This window comes from Microbacterium sp. SORGH_AS_1204, from assembly GCF_030818935.1.
In the GTDB taxonomy this organism is placed as follows: Bacteria; Actinomycetota; Actinomycetes; order Actinomycetales; family Microbacteriaceae; genus Microbacterium.
The window spans coordinates 3,093,796-3,112,251 of the sequence record NZ_JAUTBD010000001.1 but is presented as its reverse complement, the minus strand read 5'-3'; the positions used below and the strand labels follow the sequence as shown (position 1 = coordinate 3,112,251).

Here is an 18,456-nt window from a genome sequence, read left to right as displayed (position 1 = left end):
CCACCCGCCGACGCGCCGCCCCCGCGCCGCCTCGTACAGTGGGCGCATGCGTGCAAGAAGGACCCGTCGATGCTGCTGACCGTGACATACGAGCCGGGCGGCTCCGATGCCGACGCGACCGTTCTCGGATACCTGCTGCACAAGCACCCCGCACGCGCGCAGACCTTCACCGCGCCAGTCGGTGACATCCACGTGTTCGCGCCCGAGGCGCGCGCCGAGCGGTGCACGTTCGCGATGATGCTCGAGGTGGACCCGGTCGGCCTCGTGCGCAACAAGCGGTTCCGCGGCGATGCCGGAGCGCTGGACCATTACGTCAATGACCGCCCGTACGTCGCCTCGAGCATGCTCGCGGTGGCCATCGGCGCCGTCTTCCGCACCGCGATGATCGGAAGAAGCGACTCCTACCCCGACCTCGCCGCGTCACCGATCCCGCTGCGCATCGAGATCCCGGTCGTCTCGGTCCGCGGCGACGACGACCTGCTCGAGCGCCTGTTCGCTCCGTGCGGCTGGGACGTGGCATCCGCGCAGATCCCGCTCGACCCGGCTTTCCCCGAGTGGGGCGACTCGCGATTCCGCTCCGTCACGCTCACGGGCCGGGTGCGCCTGGCCGACGCCCTGCGGCAGCTCTACGTGCTGCTTCCGGTGCTCGACGACGCGAAGCACTACTGGGTCGGCGACGACGAGGTCGCCAAGCTCGAGCGTGCGGGCGACGGGTGGCTGCCCGCGCACCCCGAGCGCGAGCTCATCACGCGTCGCTATCTGCTGCACCACGGTTCTCTCGTCTCCCAGACCCTGCACGCGGATGCCGAGGCCCCGGCGACACCGCTCCGGCACGCGCGGGCGGATGCCGTCATCCGGGCGCTCGCCGATGTCGGGGCGCGCACCGTCGTCGACATGGGGTGCGGGCAGGGTGCTCTGCTCGCGCGGCTGGCGAAGGACCGCTCGTTCTCGCGGATCATCGGCGTCGATGTGTCCGCGCGTTCGCTGGAGCAGGCGGCGCGGGCGCTGCACCTCGATCAGGCGTCGGATGCCGAGCGGGAGCGCCTGCGATTGCTGCACGGGTCGGTGCTCTACCGCGACGATCGGCTGCGGGGCGTCGACGCGATGGTGCTGATGGAGGTCATCGAGCACGTCGAGCCATCGCGCCTGTCCGCGCTGGAAGACGCCGTGCTCGCGGGCGCGGCTCCCGCGTCGGTCGTCATGACGACCCCGAATGCGGAGTACAACGCCCTCTATCCGGGTCTGGCGACCGGCGCCTTCCGCCATGACGACCACCGCTTCGAATGGACGCGCGCCGAGTTCCGCGAATGGGTGGACGCGGCGGCCGCGCGGCACGGATACACCGCGGAATACCGCCCGGTGGGGCCAGAACATCCGGTGCACGGTGCGCCGACCCAGCTGGCGCTGCTGAGACGGGAGGCCGCGGCATGAGCGTGCTCGACATTCCCGAGCGTTCCCTCGTCGTGCTCGTGGGGGCCTCGGGTTCGGGGAAGTCCACTTTCGCGCGGACGCACTTCGGGCCCTACGAGACGCTGTCGAGCGATGTGTTCCGCGGTCTCGTCGCGGGTGACGAGGCGGACCAGTCCGCGACGTCGGCCGCCTTCGACGCCCTGCAGTACGTCGCGGGCAAGCGTCTCGATGCAGGGCTGCTGACGGTGATCGACGCCACCAGCGTGCAGCCCGAATCGCGCCGGCGCCTGGTGGAGCTGGCGAAGGCGCACGACCTGCTGCCGGTGGCCGTCGTCTTCGACCTCCCGGAGTCGACCTGCCTCGCGCGCAACGCCGAACGCACCGACCGACTCATCCCGCCGGGAGTCGTCAAGCGCCAGTCGGACCAGCTTCGGCGGGGGCTGCGGCACCTCGGCAAGGAGGGCTTCCGAAAGGTGCACGTCCTGCGGACGACCGACGAGGTGGCGGCTGCGGAAATCCAGCGCACGCGCCTCTTGAACGACCGTTCCGATGAGCGCGGTCCGTTCGATGCGATCGGCGACGTGCACGGCTGCTTCGCCGAACTGCAGAGCCTGCTCGGGCGCTTGGGGTACGACATCGTGCGCGACGGCGAGGGCCGCGCCGTCGATGCGACGCACCCGGAGGGGCGCCGCGTGATCTTCCTCGGCGACCTCGTCGACCGCGGTCCCGACGTCGTCGGCGTTTTGCGTCTGGCGATGGGGATGGTGGCATCCGGGTGCGCTCTGGCCGTTCCCGGCAACCATGAGGCGAAACTCGTCCGCGCCTTGCGGGGAGCACGCGTGACGCCCACCCATGGCCTCGCGGAGACACTCGCCCAGCTCGCGGCGGAACCGGAGGAGTTCCGGGAACGGGTGGCGGAGTTCTGTTACGGGCTCGTCTCGCACCTCGTGCTCGACGAGGGTCGCCTCGTGGTCGCCCACGCGGGCTTGAAGGAGCAGTATCACGGACGGGCGTCGGGGCGCGTGCGTTCCTTCGCGCTGTACGGCGACACGACGGGCGAGACCGACGAGTTCGGCCTGCCCGTGCGCTACCCCTGGGCGGAGGACTACCGCGGCCGCGCCGTGGTGCTCTACGGCCACACCCCGGTCCCGTCGGTCGAGTGGATCAACAACACGGCGTGCCTCGACACGGGGTGCGTGTTCGGTGGGGCGCTGAGCGCGATGCGCTATCCCGAGCGCGAGGTGGTGTCGGTCCCCGCCGAGCGGGTCTGGTACGAACCCGTGCGCCCGCTCATCGCCGATGCGCCGCAGCGCCCTCCCGGGGTCCTGCAGCTGGTGGACGTGCACGGCAAGATGATCGTCGAGACGAGCACGATCGGACGCGTGAGCATCAAGGAGCAGCAGGCGGCGGGCGGGCTCGAGACGATGAGTCGCTGGGCGATCGACCCCCGATGGCTCACCTACCTGCCGCCGACCATGTCGCCGCCGCCGACGTCGGCGCGGGAGGGCTTCCTCGAACACCCCGACGAGGCGTTCGCCGCGTTCCGCGACCACGGCGTGACCGACGTCATCTGCGAAGAGAAGCACATGGGCTCGCGCGCCGTAGTGCTGGTATCACGGAACCCGGCGCGCTTCGACGCCCCCGAGGGCTGGCGCGGTGTCATCCACACCCGCACCGGCCGGGCGTTCTTCGGAGCGGATGAGGAGTCCGCGATGCTCGCCCGCATGGACGACGCGCTTGAGCGTGCCGGCGTGTGGGACGAGCGGGAAGCGGAGTGGATCCTGCTCGACGGCGAGATCGTGCCCTGGTCGGCCAAGGCCGGGCCGCTGATCCGCGATCTGTTCGCCTCGGTGGGCGCAGCGGGAACCGCGGCCACCCGGGCGGCGACGACCGTGCTGGATGCGGCGGTGGCATCCGGAATCGACGTCACCGCGCTCGCCGAGCGCACCCGCATCAGGGCCGACGACGTCGATCGCTTCCGCGCGGCCTACCGGCGATACGTCGGACCCGTGGATGCCGTGCGATTCGCCCCGTTCCAGGTGCTGGCGGCGGGAGGCGAGACGTTCGAGGAACGCGACCACGGCTGGCACCTCGCGATCGCCGATCGGCTGGCGCAGGCGGCGCCCGACCTGATGATGGCGACCGGGCGCGTGCGCGTGGATCTGAACGACGTCGCCTCGCGAGAGGCCGCGACGACGTGGTGGGAGCGCCTGACCGACGCCGGCGGGGAGGGGATGGTGGTGAAGCCCTTCGCCAACCTCACCCGCACGGCGAAGGGTCTCGCGCAGCCGGGGATCAAGGTGCGAGGTCGCGAGTACCTCCGCATCGTCTACGGCCCCGACTACACCGTCCCCGACAACATCGCGCGGCTGCGCGACCGCGACGTGGCACGCAAGCGTTCGCTGGCGATGCGGGAGTACGCCCTCGGCATCGAGGCGCTGCGCCGCGTCACCGCCGGCGAGCCGCTGTGGCGCGTGCACGAAGCGGTGTTCGCGGTGCTCGCACTCGAATCGGAGCCCCTCGACCCGCGGTTGTGACCGGCGGCCGAGCGCCGCACCGGCCCGGTCATCGGCCGGTAGGCGCGCGGCCGCCCGGCTGCGATGTCGCGGTCGACGCCGGGTGCCGGGAGTGCCCGAGCGACGCACGGCAAGCGCTGGCACCCGGGTGCCCGCACCTGGGACGATTCCCGAATGGATGCCACCGCCGACGACACCGCCCTGCTCCCCGACCGGCCGCTCACCGACCCCCGCCGCCCGGTCGCGCTCGTGGTGGGTGTCGTCGCGACGGTGCTGTTCGTGGGCCTGCGGTTCGCGGTCGAGCTGAGCGGTTCCGCCCCGCTGCCGATCGATCGGGCGTGGGATGACGCGATGGCGGCGCTCGCGAATCCCGTGGGCGTCATCGTGGCGTGGGTTCCCGCGATCGTCGGCGGAACGATCGGCATGATCGTCATCGGCGTCGCGACGACCATCGTGTTCCTCATCGCGCGTCGCCCCTGGGACGCGCTGAACGTCGCGGCATCCATCGCCCTGGTCGTGTTGATCGGTGCCCCCCTGGCCGCGGTGATCGCGCGCAGCCGGCCCACCGGCTCCCTCGCCGAGACGATGGCGACATCGTTCCCCTCGGGGCACACGGCCGTGGCGACCACCATCGCCGTCACCCTCGCCCTCCTCCTCCGTCGTCGCTGGGTGTGGGTCGTGGGGGCGGCGTGGGTGGTGCTGATGATGTGGAGTCGCACCTACCTGCACGCGCACTGGCTGTCGGACGTCGTGGCCGGCTTCCTCGAGGGGATCGCCGTCGCCACCCTCGTCTGGGCGTTGATCGAGGTGTGGCGCGTGCGTCGCGCGCAACGCCTTCTTCGCATGTCCGAGTGAGCGCTATCGTTCGCGGATGACTTCTGCATCCGCCGCCGCCGACAAGGTCCAGGACTCCCGCGCGTTCGAGGCAGCCGCCCGCATCGGCTACGTCGTGCTCGGCCTGCTGCACCTGCTGATCGGCCTGATCGCCATCGGGATCGCCACCGGCGGGGGCGGCGAGAACGCCGACCAGAGCGGGGCGCTGCAGCAGGTGCGCGACACGCCGCTCGGACTGCCGCTGCTCTGGGTGATCGTGGTGGGTCTGGCCGCGCTGGCGGTGTGGCAGGTCGCCGAGGCGATCGTCGAGCACGATTCGGACGCCAAGAAGCGATGGGCGCACCGCGCGAAGTTCATCGGAACTGCCGTGGCCTACATCGCCATCACCGCCACCGCTCTCACGCTCGCCGTGGGTGGACGGTCGGAGTCGGCCGAGTCCTCCAAGACGCTCACGGCACAGGTGCTCGCGATGCCGGGAGGTGTGGCCATCCTGGTGATCGTCGGACTGGGGGTCGCCGCCATCGGTGCCGCCTTCGTGGTCCGGGGCGTCAGGCGGGCTTTCGAGAAGCACATGTCGATCCCGAGCGGGACCGCCGGTCGCGGCATCCGTACCTTCGGCACCGTCGGGTACGTCGCGAAGGGTGTGGCCGTCGGTGTGGCCGGCATCCTCTTCGTCGTGGCGGCCGTCACGCACGACCCGAACACGGCTGGCGGCATCGACTCGGCGCTGCGCTCGCTCGCCGGGCTCCCGTTCGGCCAGGTCGTGCTGTGGCTGGTCGGGGCCGGCCTCGTCGTCTACGGCGTATTCTGCTTCGCCCGTGCGCGTTACGCGCACATGTGACGGGCGCCGTCAACGGCCGGCGGCGGCGTGCTGCTGCGCCTCCAGGGCGGTGAGCGGCCGTCGGTAGATCGCGGCGTACTGGATGAGGCCGGTGAAGGTATCGGGTGCGGAACTCCAGTACGTCAGACGGCCGCAGCCGATCCGCCAGTAGCCGCCGTAGTTCTGCGCGATGGTCACCGACGGGTTCTGGTCCACGAGAACGCCGTCGACGAACAATTGCGCCCCCGCGGCGGAGAGGTTGGCGATGACCGAGTGCCATTCGCCATCTGCGTACGACGTGCCCGGCGGGCTCGTGAGGCGGACGAATCCGTTGGAGAAGAGGCCGAAGACCACGCGGCCGGAATCGTCCAGGAAGATGTGCCGGTCCCAGTAGTACGGGTCGTTCGGCGTGAGGAAGCCGTCGCCGAAACCGATGATCTTGCCGCTGGGGGCCGTCGTCGTGGAGAACCACGCTTCGAGGCCGAACACGTTCGGGTTGTTCTGCCACGTCGGCACGTAGAGGCATTGCGACCCGGAGAACACCGCCGACGCCGCGGGGGCATCACGGACGCAACCGACGTCGTTGGACGTCGTGTTCGGCGAGGCCCACGTTCCGTGGCGACCATTGCCCGAAAGGTCGGGTTCGTGGGAGGGGCCTTGCGAGAGGGCGAAAGCGGCCCACGTCGCCGCTTTGCCGACCGACGTCTCGGCGCCCCGACACGTGAAGAAGGGGTTCGTTCCGGCGGAGTCGGTGCTGTTTCTGATGGTCGCGTTGAACGCCGCCGTCGATGTCGACACCGTCACGAGCACCACCACCGCCACGACGGTCAGGATCCCGGCGGGGACGACGATGCGTGCCGCACGCCGGTCGGGCCGCGACCGGAGTCCCATGGGCGAAGGCAGTGGGTCGCTGGGGCGCGCGAGCAGGCCGCAGAGGAACGGCAGCAGGCAGATCGCCACGAGGAGCAGCCGCACGAGCCAGTCGGGGTCGGCGACCGGGGCCAGCGTGTACGCCCCGTTCTCGAGCCGGTCGGTGGACAGCACAGACGCGGCTTGGCCGCTCAAGAGCCGCGTCGACCCCGCGAGGATCGGCAGCAAGCCCGTATTGACGACGTGCATGAGGACCCCGTCGCCGTCGGACGAGGGACGGTAATCGAGCAGCCGCACGTTGAACCACGGCCGGATCCACAGGGCCACGGCGGTTGATCGTGACCGCCCATCCGATGAGGCGCACGCTGCCCCGCCAGGCCGCGCCTGCTCGCCGTAGCCAGGTCACCGCCTCGGTGATCACGGCACCGAGAAGCACCCACGGCGCGGCGGTCAAGAGAAATCCCCCTCCGGGCACGATGGCGACGACGCGTCCGACGACGGCGTCCGGGTTGAGCGACCATCCGTCTGGCGAGCCGTTCAGATCGCCCTTCGTCGTCAGTGCGTCCGCCGTCTCAGCCACGATCCGATGGGTGACCGTTCGGCCGTCGACCGAGAAGGTGATGATGTCGCCGACGCCGTAGACGGCACCCGGATGGGTCACGACGAGGGAGCCGACGGGCGCGGTTTCTCCCATGCTCGGCGTCTGGATGGCGAACAAGCGGACGCCCGTCACCGCAGACGTCACGGCGATCGCGACGGCCAACAGGCCGAGAGCGATCGCCGTGACGATCATGCCGCGCGCTGCGGCGGGGCGACGGGGTGAAGAGCTACCGTCGGTCACGTCGATGACGTCGGGTCAGGAGCCCGCACCGAAGTTCCAGGTGAGGGGCTGTGAGACCTGAAGGCCGGCGTAGCTGTTGCCCAGACCGGACGGGAGGGTGACGGCGAACGTGAACGGAACGGTGGTGTTAGCCGTGACAGACGACGTTCCGAGATTGCTCAGGAGGTTGATCGCAGAGCCGTTGAAGCCGGCGAGCGTACCGGAATAGATCGTCGACGACCCCGAGCTGACGACGATGGTCATCTTCGTGCACAGGTCGGTGGCGGAGCCGTTGGGTGTGCCGTTGTTCGACTGCGTACAGGCGCTCGGAGTCAGCGTGAAGGAGCTCGCCGCGGCCGTGCCGATGTTCGTGATGTTGATCGTGGTCGAAACGGTCTGACCCGGGGTCATGGTCAGGGTGCCGCCGTACTTGTTGATGGTGGAGCAGGTGGCGCTGTTGGTATCGATCGTGGTGCTGTCGGTGCTCTTGCACGTGATGGTCGTGCCGCCGCTCGTGGTGACGGTCTCCTGCATGATCAGCGTTCCGCTGCCGGCGGTATTGACGCTGTTCTGGATCTGCGCGGTGAAGGCGGCGACGGTGGGCGAGAGCCCGAGCGCGAGGATGAGGGAGGCGACGCTGCCCGCCAGGACGACGGGCAGGGCGAGTCGGCGGCGGCGAGGCGAGGTAGGGGTCTGGGGGCGCAAGGCTGCTCCTCTGGGAAGGGAAGGGAAGGGTGTGCGATCGGTGCGCTCTCGGTCTAGCGGTATCGCACGAGCCCCCACGCCCGTGGCGGTCTTGTCGGGGGCGGGTGAGGAGGCGAAAAGCAGGGCGCTGCGGTTGACGGGGTGAGGAGCTGGCGGGAAAGCGCTCATCGGCGGTTCACCCTTCGGATCGCCCGTGAGAGCGTGGTGCCGGCCTTCGTGACCGCGACTACCGCGGCCTCAACCCTCCGGTGTCTCTCAGGTGCAGAAGGTAAGCCGATGCCATGAGCATCTCCTTTCCGCGGCGGTTCGCTCTCGTCACAGCGCTCGCCCTGGGCATCGCGGCACTCGCTGGGTGCACCTCCGAGCGGGAGACGGGAGCCGTGCCGCCCTCGTCGACACCGGCGCCGTCGTCTGCTGCACCGACGGACGGCTTCGTCGCTCCTTCCGGCACGCCCGAGGTCGTGGCATCCGGGTTCACCACGCCCTGGTCGGTGACGTTCGTGATGGACACGGCTCTGGTGAGTCAGCGCGACACCGGCGAGATCCTTGAGATCGTGGGCGCGCAGACACGTGTCGTGGGGGAGGTGCCCGACCTCGCCGCGCGGGGCGAGGGAGGGCTGCTGGGCATCGCCCATGCCGATGGCTTCCTCTACGCCTACGTGACCACCCCGGAGGGCAATCGCGTGCTGCGCTTCCTGCTCGAGGGGGAGCCGGGCTCCTTCTCGCTCGGTCCCTCGCAGACGGTGATCGACGGCATCCCCTCGGCGAACATCCACAACGGCGGGCGCATCGCATTCGGCCCCGACGGCATGCTCTACGTGACCGCCGGCGATGCGGCCGACCCCGACGCCGCCCAAGACCCGCGGTCGCTCGGCGGCAAGATCCTGCGCGTCAGCCCGGACGGCGGGATTCCCGACGACAACCCGTTCCCGGGCTCACCGATATGGAGTCTGGGTCACCGCAACCCCCAGGGGATCGGGTGGGATGCCGGGGGCACGATGTTCGCCTCGGAGTTCGGCCAGAACACCTGGGACGAACTCAACATCATCGAGCCCGGTGCGAACTACGGGTGGCCCGAGGTCGAGGGCGTCGGCCAACGCGAGGGGTTCGTCGACCCCGTTCAGCAGTGGGCGCCGGCGGATGCCAGTCCCAGCGGCCTCGCGGTGATCGACGGGTCGGTGGTGATCGCGAACCTGCGTGGTCAGCGGCTCCGCGTCGTCCCCACCGCCGACCCGTCGAGCGCGCGCGAGTACTACGTCGGCGAGTACGGGCGTCTGCGCGACGCCGTGGTCGCCCCGGACGGTGATCTGTGGTTCGTCACGAGCGACACCGACCGCGCCGGAGGCAGCGACGACGAGATCCTGCGCGTTCCGCTCACAGAGGGCTGAGCGAAGGAGAGGTGGACTGCGTGAGGCCGCGCGGTTGAACCCCGCTAGGCCGCACTAGGCGCCGAAATGATGTCCACCACTTCCCGGGCGCGGAACGCCATCACTCCGGGAACCGCCCTCTGCTCGAGGATCCCTAGCTCCGTCAGCTTCTTTACCGCGTTGCTCACCGCTTGGTAGGTGAGTCCAGTGGCATCGCGGAGGTTCGGAATGTTCACGTACGGACGACCGATCAGGAGGTCGGCGATGTCGCGAACGCCTCCTCTCGCGCCGGCTTCTCGGAGACGTTCGTGGTAGCTCGTCTGCAGTTCGAGTAGCTGTCGGATGCGTTCCGCTGAGTCGACCGCTGATGCCTCGATACCTTCAGCGAAGAACGCGACCCAGTCATCCCATTCCCCTGATGCGCTCACGTGAGCGAGCAGATCCTGGTATCGCTCGCGTCGCCTCTCGAACCAGGGTGAAACGCTCAGGAGACCCTCGGACAGCACTCCGAGCCCGACGAGCTGAAGAACGATCAGGAGGCGTCCGATACGGCCATTGCCGTCGTTGAAGGGGTGCAGCGTCTCGAACTGATAGTGCGTCATCGCCGTAGCGACGATGGGATCGACGTCATCACCCACGTTCTGCATCCAGTTCATGAGGTCCTGGACTCCAGCCTCGAGCTGAGCACCCCCGGGCATGGGGATGAAGCGAGCATCGGTGATGCGACCGCCGCGACTACCGATCACTACCTGAATGCGTCTGACGCGACCGGCCTCATCGGTGTCCGCGGATGTCCCCCTTACGAGCGTGCGGTGGAGATCGCAGAGGAGACCGACGGTCACCGCACGCCCTTGCTGGACCCAGCCGAAGCCATTCTCGGCGGCGCTCACGTAGTTGAGCACCTCGTTCAGGGCCGCCGACCGCTCGCTCCCCTGCATGACGTCGGCCGCTAGCACGTCCTCGAGGGGAGCATAGGTTCCCTCGAGCGCGGACGTGCTCTGTGCCTCACGGCGAAGGGTCGGCTGACGAAGAAGGCCGGGGTTTATCACGAGCAGTGATCCCTGTTGCAGGCGGCCAAGTGCCCGATTGGCTCGGGAAACGCGGTTCCAGGTGCCGGTGCTGAGGGTAGGCGGGGCGCTCAGCGGATGGGCGGCGAAGGCAACATGCTCATAGTGATCGCCCCTTCCATCCGTCCCGGCGATGGGAAGAAGTGCGCCGAGCGGACTCTGCGCGAAGCGTGCCCGGTCCATGAATCGTCCCTTCAAGCGCACTAGGGGCATCTGCTCCCGGGTTCAAGTGAATTCGAATTTAGTTGAAACCACAAGCGTGTGATTCAAGCGAGGTTCAAGCGACGACGTCTTGCTGCGCTCACGGCGTGAGAACGGTGACCCCTGCCTCGCCGAGCGCGGCTGCGAGGTCGGGGGAGGGCGGCGCGTCGGTGACGAGGTAGTCGGCCTTGTCGAGCGGGGTGACCTGCGCGAACAGGCGGCGGTCGAGCTTGCTCGAGTCGGCGAGGATGACGGTGCGATCGGCGCGCTCGATCATCTCGCCCATCATGGTGGCGTCACCGAGGTTGCTCGTCGAGTACCCGGAAGCGTCGACCGCGCCCACGGCGATGAGGGCGTAATCGCAGCGGATGTCGACCTCGGTGGTGCGGGAGCTGATGGCCAGGGTGACCGGGCCGGTCGTCGCCTGGGTGATGGTGCGGACGGCGCCGCCGAAGATGTAGAGGTCGCGGAACACGCTCGGCGAGATCTCGGCGGGGATGCGGAGGTTGTTCGTCGCGATCGTCAGGTTCCGGTGATTGCGCAGCGCGCGGGCGACGGCGAGCGTCGTCGTACCTGCGTTGAGCATCAGCACGGAGCCGTCTTCGACGAGATCGACGGCGAGGGCGGCGATGCGTTCCTTCTCGGTGATCTGCATCTGGAGGCGCACGTCGAGGCCGCGGTCGCGACCGGGGACCGACATCGCGCTGACGGCTCCTCCGTGCGTGCGCACGACGATGCCTTCGCGGTCGAGCTGGTCGAGGTCGCGTCGCACGGTGTCGATCGAGACGCCGAAATGCGAGGCGAGGTCGACCACGGTCACCTGCCCGGATTCGGCGACGTACGCCGCGAGCTCGGCCTTGCGTCCGGCGGGGAGACGACGCTTCGTCGTGACTGCGGGTGCGTCCATGCGGTCATCTCTAGCACAGTGATCCCGATGATTCCGCCGTTTTCGCCGAAAAACGGCATGAGGCTGCAGCTGAGCCGTCGATTCTGCCGCTTCTCGCGCCACTTCGTGCAGCAATAGCCACGAGTGTGCATCGAACGCTTGACGCTTCCCCGCAAGCAGGCGCATACTCATGCTGAAAGCAGCAAGAAAGCGCACAACGGCGCTAAATACGGCAGATCTCAACGAGGAGAAACGATGGACAACAGCGGGCGCCGGCGTCGGAACGCCATCAAGCTCGTCGGTGTCGCGGCAGCGACCACCACTCTTCTGGCGATGGCGGGGTGCTCGTCCAGCAGCACGGGAACCGCGACCGACGGAGACGTCACGATCGAGTTCGCCCAATGGTGGGAGCCCGAGCTCGGCGACGGCGAGTTCCGCGGACTCATGGACCAGTTCGAGCAGGAGAACCCCGGTATCAAGGTCGACCTGGTCAGCGGTCCCTACGCCTCGACCAAGGAGCAGCTGTTCGCGGGAGCCGCGTCGGGCACCATGCCCGACGTCGTCGGTCTCGACGGCGCATGGGTCAGCGACTTCGCCAACCAGGGCGTGATCGCCGACCTCTCGCAGCTGATGAGCGACGCCGGCTACGACGACAGCCAGCTCGCCAGCCAGATCCAGGTCGACGGCAGCACCTACATGATCCCGGTGGTCAACTTCGTGTACCCGATGTTCACCAACGACGGCATCCTCTCGCAGGCGGGCGTCAGCGCGCCCCCGTCGACGCGGACCGAGTTCGCCGACGCGGCCAAGAAGATCTCGGCCCTCGGCGGCGATGTCTCCGGGTGGGTGCTCCCGCTCTCGCTCGAGGCCCCCAACGGTGTGCAGAACGATGTGATGTCGTGGGTCTGGGCCTCGGGCGGATCGATGCTGAACGACGGGCAGCCCGACCTGACCAACTCCGACGTGGAGTCGGCGACCGACTACATCCAGCAGCTCTGGGAGGACGGGGTCATCGCTCCCGGCTCGTTCACGATGAAGGAGCAGGACAAGGTCGAGGAGTTCACCAACGGTCGGGTCGGCATGATGATCGACTCGCTCGCGCACATCAACCTCATTCGCGAGTCGAACCCCGATCTGCAGTTCTCGATCTCCGCCATCCCCGCCGAAGACGGCTTCTCGGGCGAACGCGGCATCCCGTACGCCTCGTGGGGCATCGGCGTCGCCGAGAACTCCGAGCACAAGGACGCGGCCTTCAAACTCGTGCAGTTCCTGATGAGTACCGACGTCAACAGCGAGCTGTCGACGATGGCCAAGGCGTTCCCCGGCAACACCGAGAGCGTGCCGACCTTCGTCGAGGACGACGAGCTGTTCAAGACGGCCTTCGAGATCTATAAGGACGGCTACCCCGCGAACGAGTTCACGGGCCTCCCCGTCGCCGAGGAGCTCATGCGCCAGTTCGGAACGCAGTTCCAGTCGGCTCTGGACGGTCAGCAGTCGATGAGCGACGCCCTGTCCAAGACGCAGGACGAATGGACGTCGGAGTTCTGATCCGACCCCGATCCGGGATGCCGCACCACCTTCGCGGAGGGTGCGGCATCCCGCCCATCGAAAGCCGCACACCATGACAATGCGCACCCTCACACCCCCCGACACCGAGGTGATCGTCACCGGACGACCCGCTTCCCGCCGCACCCGGCAGCTGCGGAAGGCCGGCGAGGCCTACGTCTTCCTGTCGCCGACGCTGATCCTGCTGTTCATCCTGATGATCGTCCCGATCGTCATGGTGATCGGGTACTCCTTCCAAGACAACGTCATCCTCAACAAGAGCCCCGAGGTCGTCGGCCTCGACAATTACGTCGCGATCCTCACCGACCCGGGCTTCTGGAAGGCGACGGGCAACACCCTTTTCTTCACGCTCACCAGCGTCGCCGCTCACCTCGTCCTGGGCCTGTCGTTCGCGATGCTGTTGAACAGCAGCCTCATCGGCGCCGTGCCGCGTGCCATCTTCCGCGGGCTGTACGTGCTGCCGTGGCTGTTCACCGTCGCCGTCATCGCGGTGCTGTGGCGCATGCTGCTCGCACCCAACGGCATCGTCAACTTCCTGCTCAGCACGAACATCGAGTGGCTCGCCTCGCCGCAACTGGCGCTCGGAACCGTGACGTTCATCAACATCTGGGCCGGCTACCCGTTCTTCATGGTGAGCCTGCTCGCGGGTCTGCAGGGAATCCCGAGCGACCTGTACGAGGCGGCGACCGTCGACGGTGCGAGCCCGGCACAGCGCTTCTGGAACGTGACGATCCCGCAGCTGCGTCCGATCATCGTCAGTCTCGTGCTGCTCGATCTGATCTGGACCTCGCAGCAGTTCGCCCTCATCTGGTTGACCACCGGCGGCGGCCCCATAGACGTCACCGAGATGCTCAGCACCTTCACCTACAAACTCGCATTCGCGACCTACGACTTCTCGATGGCCTCCACCTCGGCGGTGCTGGTTTTGGCGATGTCGATGATCATCGCGGTGCTCTACGTCCGCCACCAGAAGGCGAGGGACTGACATGGCCCTGACCACCGCCGCGCGCCCGCGCGTCACGAGCACCGCCACGCGTCGCCGTGTCGCCAAGATCGGGGTGCTCATCGGCCTGCTGATCGGCGCCGTCTTCGCCGCCGGACCCGTGCTGTGGATGCTGTCGAGTTCGTTCAAATCGAACACGCAGATCTTCGAGCTCCCTCCGCGCCTCATCACCGACACGTTCTCGTTCGACGCGTACGTCTCGATCTTCACCAACCCCGAGACCGTGCGCTTCTTCATCAACAGCTACGTCGTCGCCGGGGCCGTCACGCTCCTGACGCTGCTGGTGGCGATCCAGGCGGCCTACGCGTTCAGCCGGTTCGAGTTCCGTGGCAAGCGCATCGTCAACGTCATCATCGTCAGCGTCCAGGCTGTGCCTCCGATCACGCTGCTCATCCCGTACTTCGGGCTGATGGTCGGGCTCGGGCTCTACAACACCTACCCCGGCCTCATCTTCACCTACATGGTGTTCACGCTGCCCTACGCGATCATCATGATGACCGGGTACTTCAACACCCTGCCCAAGGAGCTCGACGAGGCGGTCCGCGTCGACGGCGCCGGATCCTTCACGGCCCTCTGGCGCGTCCTCGTGCCGATCTCGATTCCGGGCATCGTCTCCGTCGGCATCTACACCTTCATGATCGCGTGGAACGAGTTCCTCTTCGCGCTGACGCTCACGCGCACCATCGACATGCGCACCGTGCCCATCGGCATCCAGTTGCTCATGGGGCAGCACTCCTACGAGTGGAACCAGATCATGGCGATGAGCATCCTCGGCTCGATCCCCGTCCTCGTGCTCTTCCTCTTCTTCCAGCGCTTCTTCATCAGCGGCCTCACGGCCGGGTCGGTGAAGAGCTGACCTCCGCACACCCAACCCCGAACAAGGAGAAATCCGTGCTCTACACCGGCAAGTCCATCCTCGACGTGGCGAACGCCCACAGCTTCGCCATCCCGGCCTTCAACATCAGCGATTGGGCGATGTTCACCGGGATCATGGACATCAGCGAAGAGAAGTCCGCTCCGGTCATCATCGCCATCCACCCCGACGAGGTCTCGCACATCACGACCGACTTGATCCCCGCGATGCACGCCCGCGCGCACCGCTCGAGCGTTCCCGTCGCCATCCACTGGGACCACGGCGGAACGTACGAGCAGATCGTCACCGCGATCCAGGCGGGTTTCACCTCGGTCATGATCGACGCCTCGCTCGAGCCGTTCGAGCAGAATGTCGCGCTCACCCGCAAGGTGGTCGAGGCCGCCCACGCCGTCGGTGTGCAGGTCGAGGGCGAACTGGGCACGATCGGGGCGAACGACAGCTACGGCGAGTCGGGCGCGGCCGAGATCATCTACACGAACGTCGATGACGCGGTGCGCTTCGTGGAGCAGACGGGCGTCGACAGCCTCGCGATCGCCATCGGCACCTCGCACGGTCTCTACCCCGCGGAGAAGAACCCCGAGCTCCGCCACGACCTGCTCGAGCAGATCAAGGCTGCCGTCGGCATCCCGCTGGTGCTGCACGGCGGATCCAGCAACCCGGATGCCGAGCTCTCGCGTGCCGTATCGCTCGGCATCAACAAGATCAACATCTCCAGCGACATCAAGGTGGCCTACCACGACCGCATGCGCGAGGTGCTCGGTACCGACCGGCGCCTGCGCGAACCCAACGCGATCCAGCCCGAGTGCATCGCCTCGATGAAGGTCACGGCGGCCGAGAAGATCGACCTGTTCGGCGCCGCCGGCAAGGCCGACCTGTACTGACGGAGGATGATCGGCGCCATGGCAGAAGACCTCGTCCTCGGACTCGGCGGCACCGTCGACTACGAGACCCGGTGGGATGCCGCCGTGCTCACGGCCCTTGCGCACAGCCACGGCATCCGTCTCGACGAGCTGACCACCACGACGCCGATCATCGACGAACGCGCGCTCGTCGTGACGGTGCTCGCCTTCCTCGCCACGGGTGGGGGAGGCGAGCGCTTCGTGCTCTCATCGGAGATCGTCGAGCGCTTCGCCGCGCACTTCGAGACCGAGATCACGCTCGGCGGAACCGGGGTTCGCGCGGGCATCGCGCTCGACCGCATCGGCGTTCCGACCGTGCAGCACCTCGTCAGCATCGACGACAACGTGCGGCGACTGCTGCCGGCGTCGATGCGCATCGTGTCGTCGGCGACGCACGACACCCTCGACCCGCATCTCATCGTGCAGTATCCCGAGGGCGCGACCGTGGCGCTGGCCGACGGCGCGGTGACCGCGCCGGCATCCAACCGTCTCATCTTCGCCAACGACGCCCCCAACCGCGAGATGGCCATCGCCCACGATCTCGGCGACGCCCTCGCCGATGCGGCGGCCTTCCTCGTCTCGGGTTTCAACACCATGCAGGATGCCGCGCTGCTCGAGCGTCGGCTCGACGATCTCGCCGCTGCGATGCGACGACTGCCTGTCGACGCACTCGTCTACTACGAAGACGCCGGGTTCTATCAGCGGGAGCTCTCCGCTCTCGTTCGTGCGCGTCTGCTCGACCGCATAGACGTGTACGGGATGAACGAGGACGAGCTGCAGGAGTACCTCGCCCGCCAGGTCGATCTCCGGTCGCCCCACGACGTCACTGCGGCGCTGGCCGAAGTGCACGCGCTCATTCCCGCCCGGGCGCTCGTGGTGCACACGAAGTACTGGGCCATCGCGGTCGGTCCCGCGGCGGCTCGCCACCGGGAGGCCCTCAAGAGCGCGGTCCGGACGGCCGCAACCCGTTATCGCCTCGGCGACGCGTGCAGCGCCGCCGATGTCGACGACACCGCGCGGCTCCCGCGCCACGCGGGCGGAGAGGCGGTCGTCCGTGCTGCGGAGAGCGGGCTCGGGGCGACCGGGGTGCCCGCATTCGTCGTCGACACCGCCCATCCCACGACGATCGGCCTGGGCGACACCTTCGTGGGCGGATTCCTGGCGGCGGTGCCGTCCGCGTCGCGTGCGGCGACCGCGGCGGCGTTGGAGCGAGCACTCGACGGGGTCGTGTCGGCGGGCTGATCCTCCCTCGTGGGGCAGCGGCGCGCATCGGCGTGCTGAGCGGAGGAGGAGGGCGCGGGGGAGGACCGAACGGCTCGATGCGTCCTCCCCTCCCCCCTTCCCCTCCCTCCGCCACCGCGAATGGCGTCGTGGTGAACGGCATCGCGGACGCACCCGCGGGGGACGTGCGTGCCCACGTGCGTCCGGAGGCCGAGTCGGGGTCACCGCGTCGCGGTGCCGGCATCCGGATCAGAGAACGGTCCGCAGGCGGCGATGACGCGGCGCAGACTCACCGCAGCCTCCCAAGCGTCGAGCGGTTCCTCGTGCGCTTCGAGCGCGCGCAGGCGGTCGGTGTAGCGGGCGAGAGCGCGCTCAGCGCCGCGGAGCGGGGCGGCGGTCGCGTCGGGCTCTGGCGGCGTGGTCACGAGATGCGAGACCGCTTCGACGGCCTCCGCCAGTGCCCGTCGCGCCTCGTCGGGCAGACGCGCGTCGACCTCAGGTCCGGCGGTGAGGCGGGCGAGGGCGGCCGACAGTTCGCGCGTCGCGTCGGCGGTGCCGGTGAGGGAGTCGAGGCGACGGCGGTTCAGGTCACGGGGGGCGTGCACGCGGCGTCCGCGCGGGTTGTAGCGACGGCTCTCCTCGGCCAGTTCGACCTCCTCCCGCACGTCGGCCAGCGTACCCATCAGGTTCGCCGTGGCCGCGTCGGCGGCGTCCGCGTCGAAAGCGCGACCGGCGAGGGCGTCGGCGATGCGGTGCAGTGCTTCGCCCAGGTCGTCGCGCAGCCGGGAGAGACGGTTCTCGGCGCGCTGCACCCGCAGGGGCGGCACCACGACGAGATTGACGACGACGCCCATGAGCACGCCGAAAGCCATCGTGATGAGGTACGACGACGAGTAGCCGTCGGGGTCCGCCCCACCGAGCAGGAGGACGAAGAGCGCCGCGATCGCGACCCAGTCCCGTCCGACGCCGAGGGCGCGGACGCCCGCCAGGAGCACGCCCAGAAGGATGGCGAGGGCCACCGCGACGATGCGCGGCATCCCGAGCCCGACCACCGCCAGACTCGCAAGCCCCAGACCGATGCCGAGCGCGAGCCCGATCACCGCCTGCGCGCCGCTGGAGGCGGAGCGGGCGACCGTGGGGTACATGCTCACCAGCACACCGAGGGGTGCGTAGTACGAGTACTCGCTCTGGGCGAAGGGCACGAGCGGAGCGAGGTACCAGGCGAGGGCGGCGGCCGCGGCGGTCTTGGCGGCGAGCACCAGACGATCGGCGGTCACCGCGTCGGACCACCACCGCCGGGGATCGAGTGACGGGGACAGTTTCATGGGCGAGGAGTGCGGGAACGAGTCGGCACCCTCTCATGGTGAGCGACGGCGGCGCCACCGTCTCGGGGGTTG

15 protein-coding genes are annotated in these 18,456 nt (G+C 68.6%); 10 read left to right on the top strand and 5 right to left on the bottom strand.

From position 1 onward, the window contains the following. Positions 1-69 precede the first annotated feature (69 nt). The 4 genes from QE410_RS14330 (at position 70) to QE410_RS14315 (ending at position 5,601) form a co-directional block, all read left to right on the top strand. Positions 70-1,431, top strand: a complete 1,362-nt coding sequence (locus tag QE410_RS14330; protein WP_307333260.1) for a 3' terminal RNA ribose 2'-O-methyltransferase Hen1 — start codon at positions 70-72, stop codon at positions 1,429-1,431. Next, the gene (locus tag QE410_RS14325) at positions 1,428-3,947 is read left to right on the top strand and encodes a polynucleotide kinase-phosphatase (protein ID WP_307333259.1); all 2,520 of its coding nucleotides are present in this window, start codon (positions 1,428-1,430) and stop codon (positions 3,945-3,947) included. The genes QE410_RS14330 and QE410_RS14325 overlap by 4 nt, the downstream gene beginning before the upstream one ends. A 153-nt stretch (positions 3,948-4,100) precedes the next feature. Next, the gene (locus tag QE410_RS14320) at positions 4,101-4,781 is read left to right on the top strand and encodes a phosphatase PAP2 family protein (RefSeq protein ID WP_307333257.1); all 681 of its coding nucleotides are present in this window, start codon (positions 4,101-4,103) and stop codon (positions 4,779-4,781) included. A 16-nt stretch (positions 4,782-4,797) separates the two neighbouring features. Next, the gene (locus QE410_RS14315) at positions 4,798-5,601 is read left to right on the top strand and encodes a DUF1206 domain-containing protein (protein WP_307333255.1); all 804 of its coding nucleotides are present in this window, start codon (positions 4,798-4,800) and stop codon (positions 5,599-5,601) included. 9 nt (positions 5,602-5,610) lie between these two features. On the opposite strand, the gene QE410_RS14310 is transcribed toward QE410_RS14315, so the two are convergent. Further along, positions 5,611-6,777 carry a LamG domain-containing protein gene (locus tag QE410_RS14310; protein WP_307333253.1) on the bottom strand — a complete coding sequence of 389 codons (1,167 nt, stop codon included), beginning with the start codon at positions 6,775-6,777 and terminating at the stop codon, positions 5,611-5,613. Between the two features lie 529 nt (positions 6,778-7,306). Continuing rightward, on the bottom strand, positions 7,307-7,975 hold the full coding sequence (locus tag QE410_RS14305) for a hypothetical protein (protein WP_307333251.1): 669 nt from the start codon (positions 7,973-7,975) through the stop codon (positions 7,307-7,309). A gap of 281 nt (positions 7,976-8,256) precedes the next feature. Between QE410_RS14305 and QE410_RS14300 the strand changes: the two genes are divergently transcribed. Continuing rightward, positions 8,257-9,363: a sorbosone dehydrogenase family protein gene (locus tag QE410_RS14300; protein WP_307333249.1), complete on the top strand. Its 1,107-nt coding sequence runs from the start codon at positions 8,257-8,259 to the stop codon at positions 9,361-9,363. Between the two features lie 44 nt (positions 9,364-9,407). Here the strand turns inward: QE410_RS14300 and QE410_RS14295 are convergent, their stop codons facing one another. Beyond that, positions 9,408-10,592, bottom strand: a complete 1,185-nt coding sequence (locus QE410_RS14295) for a Fic family protein (protein WP_307333247.1) — start codon at positions 10,590-10,592, stop codon at positions 9,408-9,410. Between the two features lie 118 nt (positions 10,593-10,710). Continuing rightward, positions 10,711-11,517: a DeoR/GlpR family DNA-binding transcription regulator gene (locus tag QE410_RS14290; RefSeq protein ID WP_307333245.1), complete on the bottom strand. Its 807-nt coding sequence runs from the start codon at positions 11,515-11,517 to the stop codon at positions 10,711-10,713. Between the two features lie 234 nt (positions 11,518-11,751). Between QE410_RS14290 and QE410_RS14285 the strand changes: the two genes are divergently transcribed. The 5 genes from QE410_RS14285 (at position 11,752) to QE410_RS14265 (ending at position 17,080) form a co-directional block, all read left to right on the top strand. Continuing rightward, positions 11,752-13,044, top strand: coding sequence for a sugar ABC transporter substrate-binding protein (locus QE410_RS14285; protein ID WP_307333243.1), 1,293 nt, complete (start codon positions 11,752-11,754; stop codon positions 13,042-13,044). Positions 13,045-13,117: 73 nt separating this feature from the next. Continuing rightward, positions 13,118-14,047, top strand: a complete 930-nt coding sequence (locus QE410_RS14280; RefSeq protein ID WP_307333241.1) for a carbohydrate ABC transporter permease — start codon at positions 13,118-13,120, stop codon at positions 14,045-14,047. 1 nt (position 14,048) lies between these two features. Next, a complete protein-coding gene (locus QE410_RS14275; protein ID WP_307333239.1) occupies positions 14,049-14,921 on the top strand; it encodes a carbohydrate ABC transporter permease in 873 nt (290 codons plus the stop codon). Positions 14,922-14,956: 35 nt separating this feature from the next. After that, positions 14,957-15,820, top strand: coding sequence for a ketose-bisphosphate aldolase (locus QE410_RS14270; protein ID WP_307333237.1), 864 nt, complete (start codon positions 14,957-14,959; stop codon positions 15,818-15,820). Positions 15,821-15,838: 18 nt separating this feature from the next. Continuing rightward, positions 15,839-17,080, top strand: coding sequence for an ADP-dependent glucokinase/phosphofructokinase (locus tag QE410_RS14265; RefSeq protein WP_307333235.1), 1,242 nt, complete (start codon positions 15,839-15,841; stop codon positions 17,078-17,080). Positions 17,081-17,280: 200 nt separating this feature from the next. On the opposite strand, the gene QE410_RS14260 is transcribed toward QE410_RS14265, so the two are convergent. Continuing rightward, entirely contained in the window at positions 17,281-18,384 is a 1,104-nt protein-coding gene (locus tag QE410_RS14260; protein ID WP_307333233.1) for an FUSC family protein, read from the bottom strand. Positions 18,385-18,456: the final 72 nt, after the last annotated feature.

What these genes read in the sequence shown, in the direction of transcription:
- QE410_RS14330 (WP_307333260.1), top strand. Translation starts at nt 70, where the DNA reads ATGCTGCTGACCGTGACATACGAGCCGGGCGGCTCCGATGCCGACGCG.
- QE410_RS14325 (WP_307333259.1), top strand. Translation starts at nt 1,428, where the DNA reads ATGAGCGTGCTCGACATTCCCGAGCGTTCCCTCGTCGTGCTCGTGGGG.
- QE410_RS14320 (WP_307333257.1), top strand. Translation starts at nt 4,101, where the DNA reads ATGGATGCCACCGCCGACGACACCGCCCTGCTCCCCGACCGGCCGCTC.
- QE410_RS14315 (WP_307333255.1), top strand. Translation starts at nt 4,798, where the DNA reads ATGACTTCTGCATCCGCCGCCGCCGACAAGGTCCAGGACTCCCGCGCG.
- QE410_RS14300 (WP_307333249.1), top strand. Translation starts at nt 8,257, where the DNA reads ATGAGCATCTCCTTTCCGCGGCGGTTCGCTCTCGTCACAGCGCTCGCC.
- QE410_RS14295 (WP_307333247.1), bottom strand. Translation starts at nt 10,592, where the DNA reads ATGGACCGGGCACGCTTCGCGCAGAGTCCGCTCGGCGCACTTCTTCCC.
- QE410_RS14290 (WP_307333245.1), bottom strand. Translation starts at nt 11,517, where the DNA reads ATGGACGCACCCGCAGTCACGACGAAGCGTCGTCTCCCCGCCGGACGC.
- QE410_RS14285 (WP_307333243.1), top strand. Translation starts at nt 11,752, where the DNA reads ATGGACAACAGCGGGCGCCGGCGTCGGAACGCCATCAAGCTCGTCGGT.
- QE410_RS14280 (WP_307333241.1), top strand. Translation starts at nt 13,118, where the DNA reads ATGACAATGCGCACCCTCACACCCCCCGACACCGAGGTGATCGTCACC.
- QE410_RS14275 (WP_307333239.1), top strand. Translation starts at nt 14,049, where the DNA reads ATGGCCCTGACCACCGCCGCGCGCCCGCGCGTCACGAGCACCGCCACG.
- QE410_RS14265 (WP_307333235.1), top strand. Translation starts at nt 15,839, where the DNA reads ATGGCAGAAGACCTCGTCCTCGGACTCGGCGGCACCGTCGACTACGAG.
- QE410_RS14260 (WP_307333233.1), bottom strand. Translation starts at nt 18,384, where the DNA reads ATGAAACTGTCCCCGTCACTCGATCCCCGGCGGTGGTGGTCCGACGCG.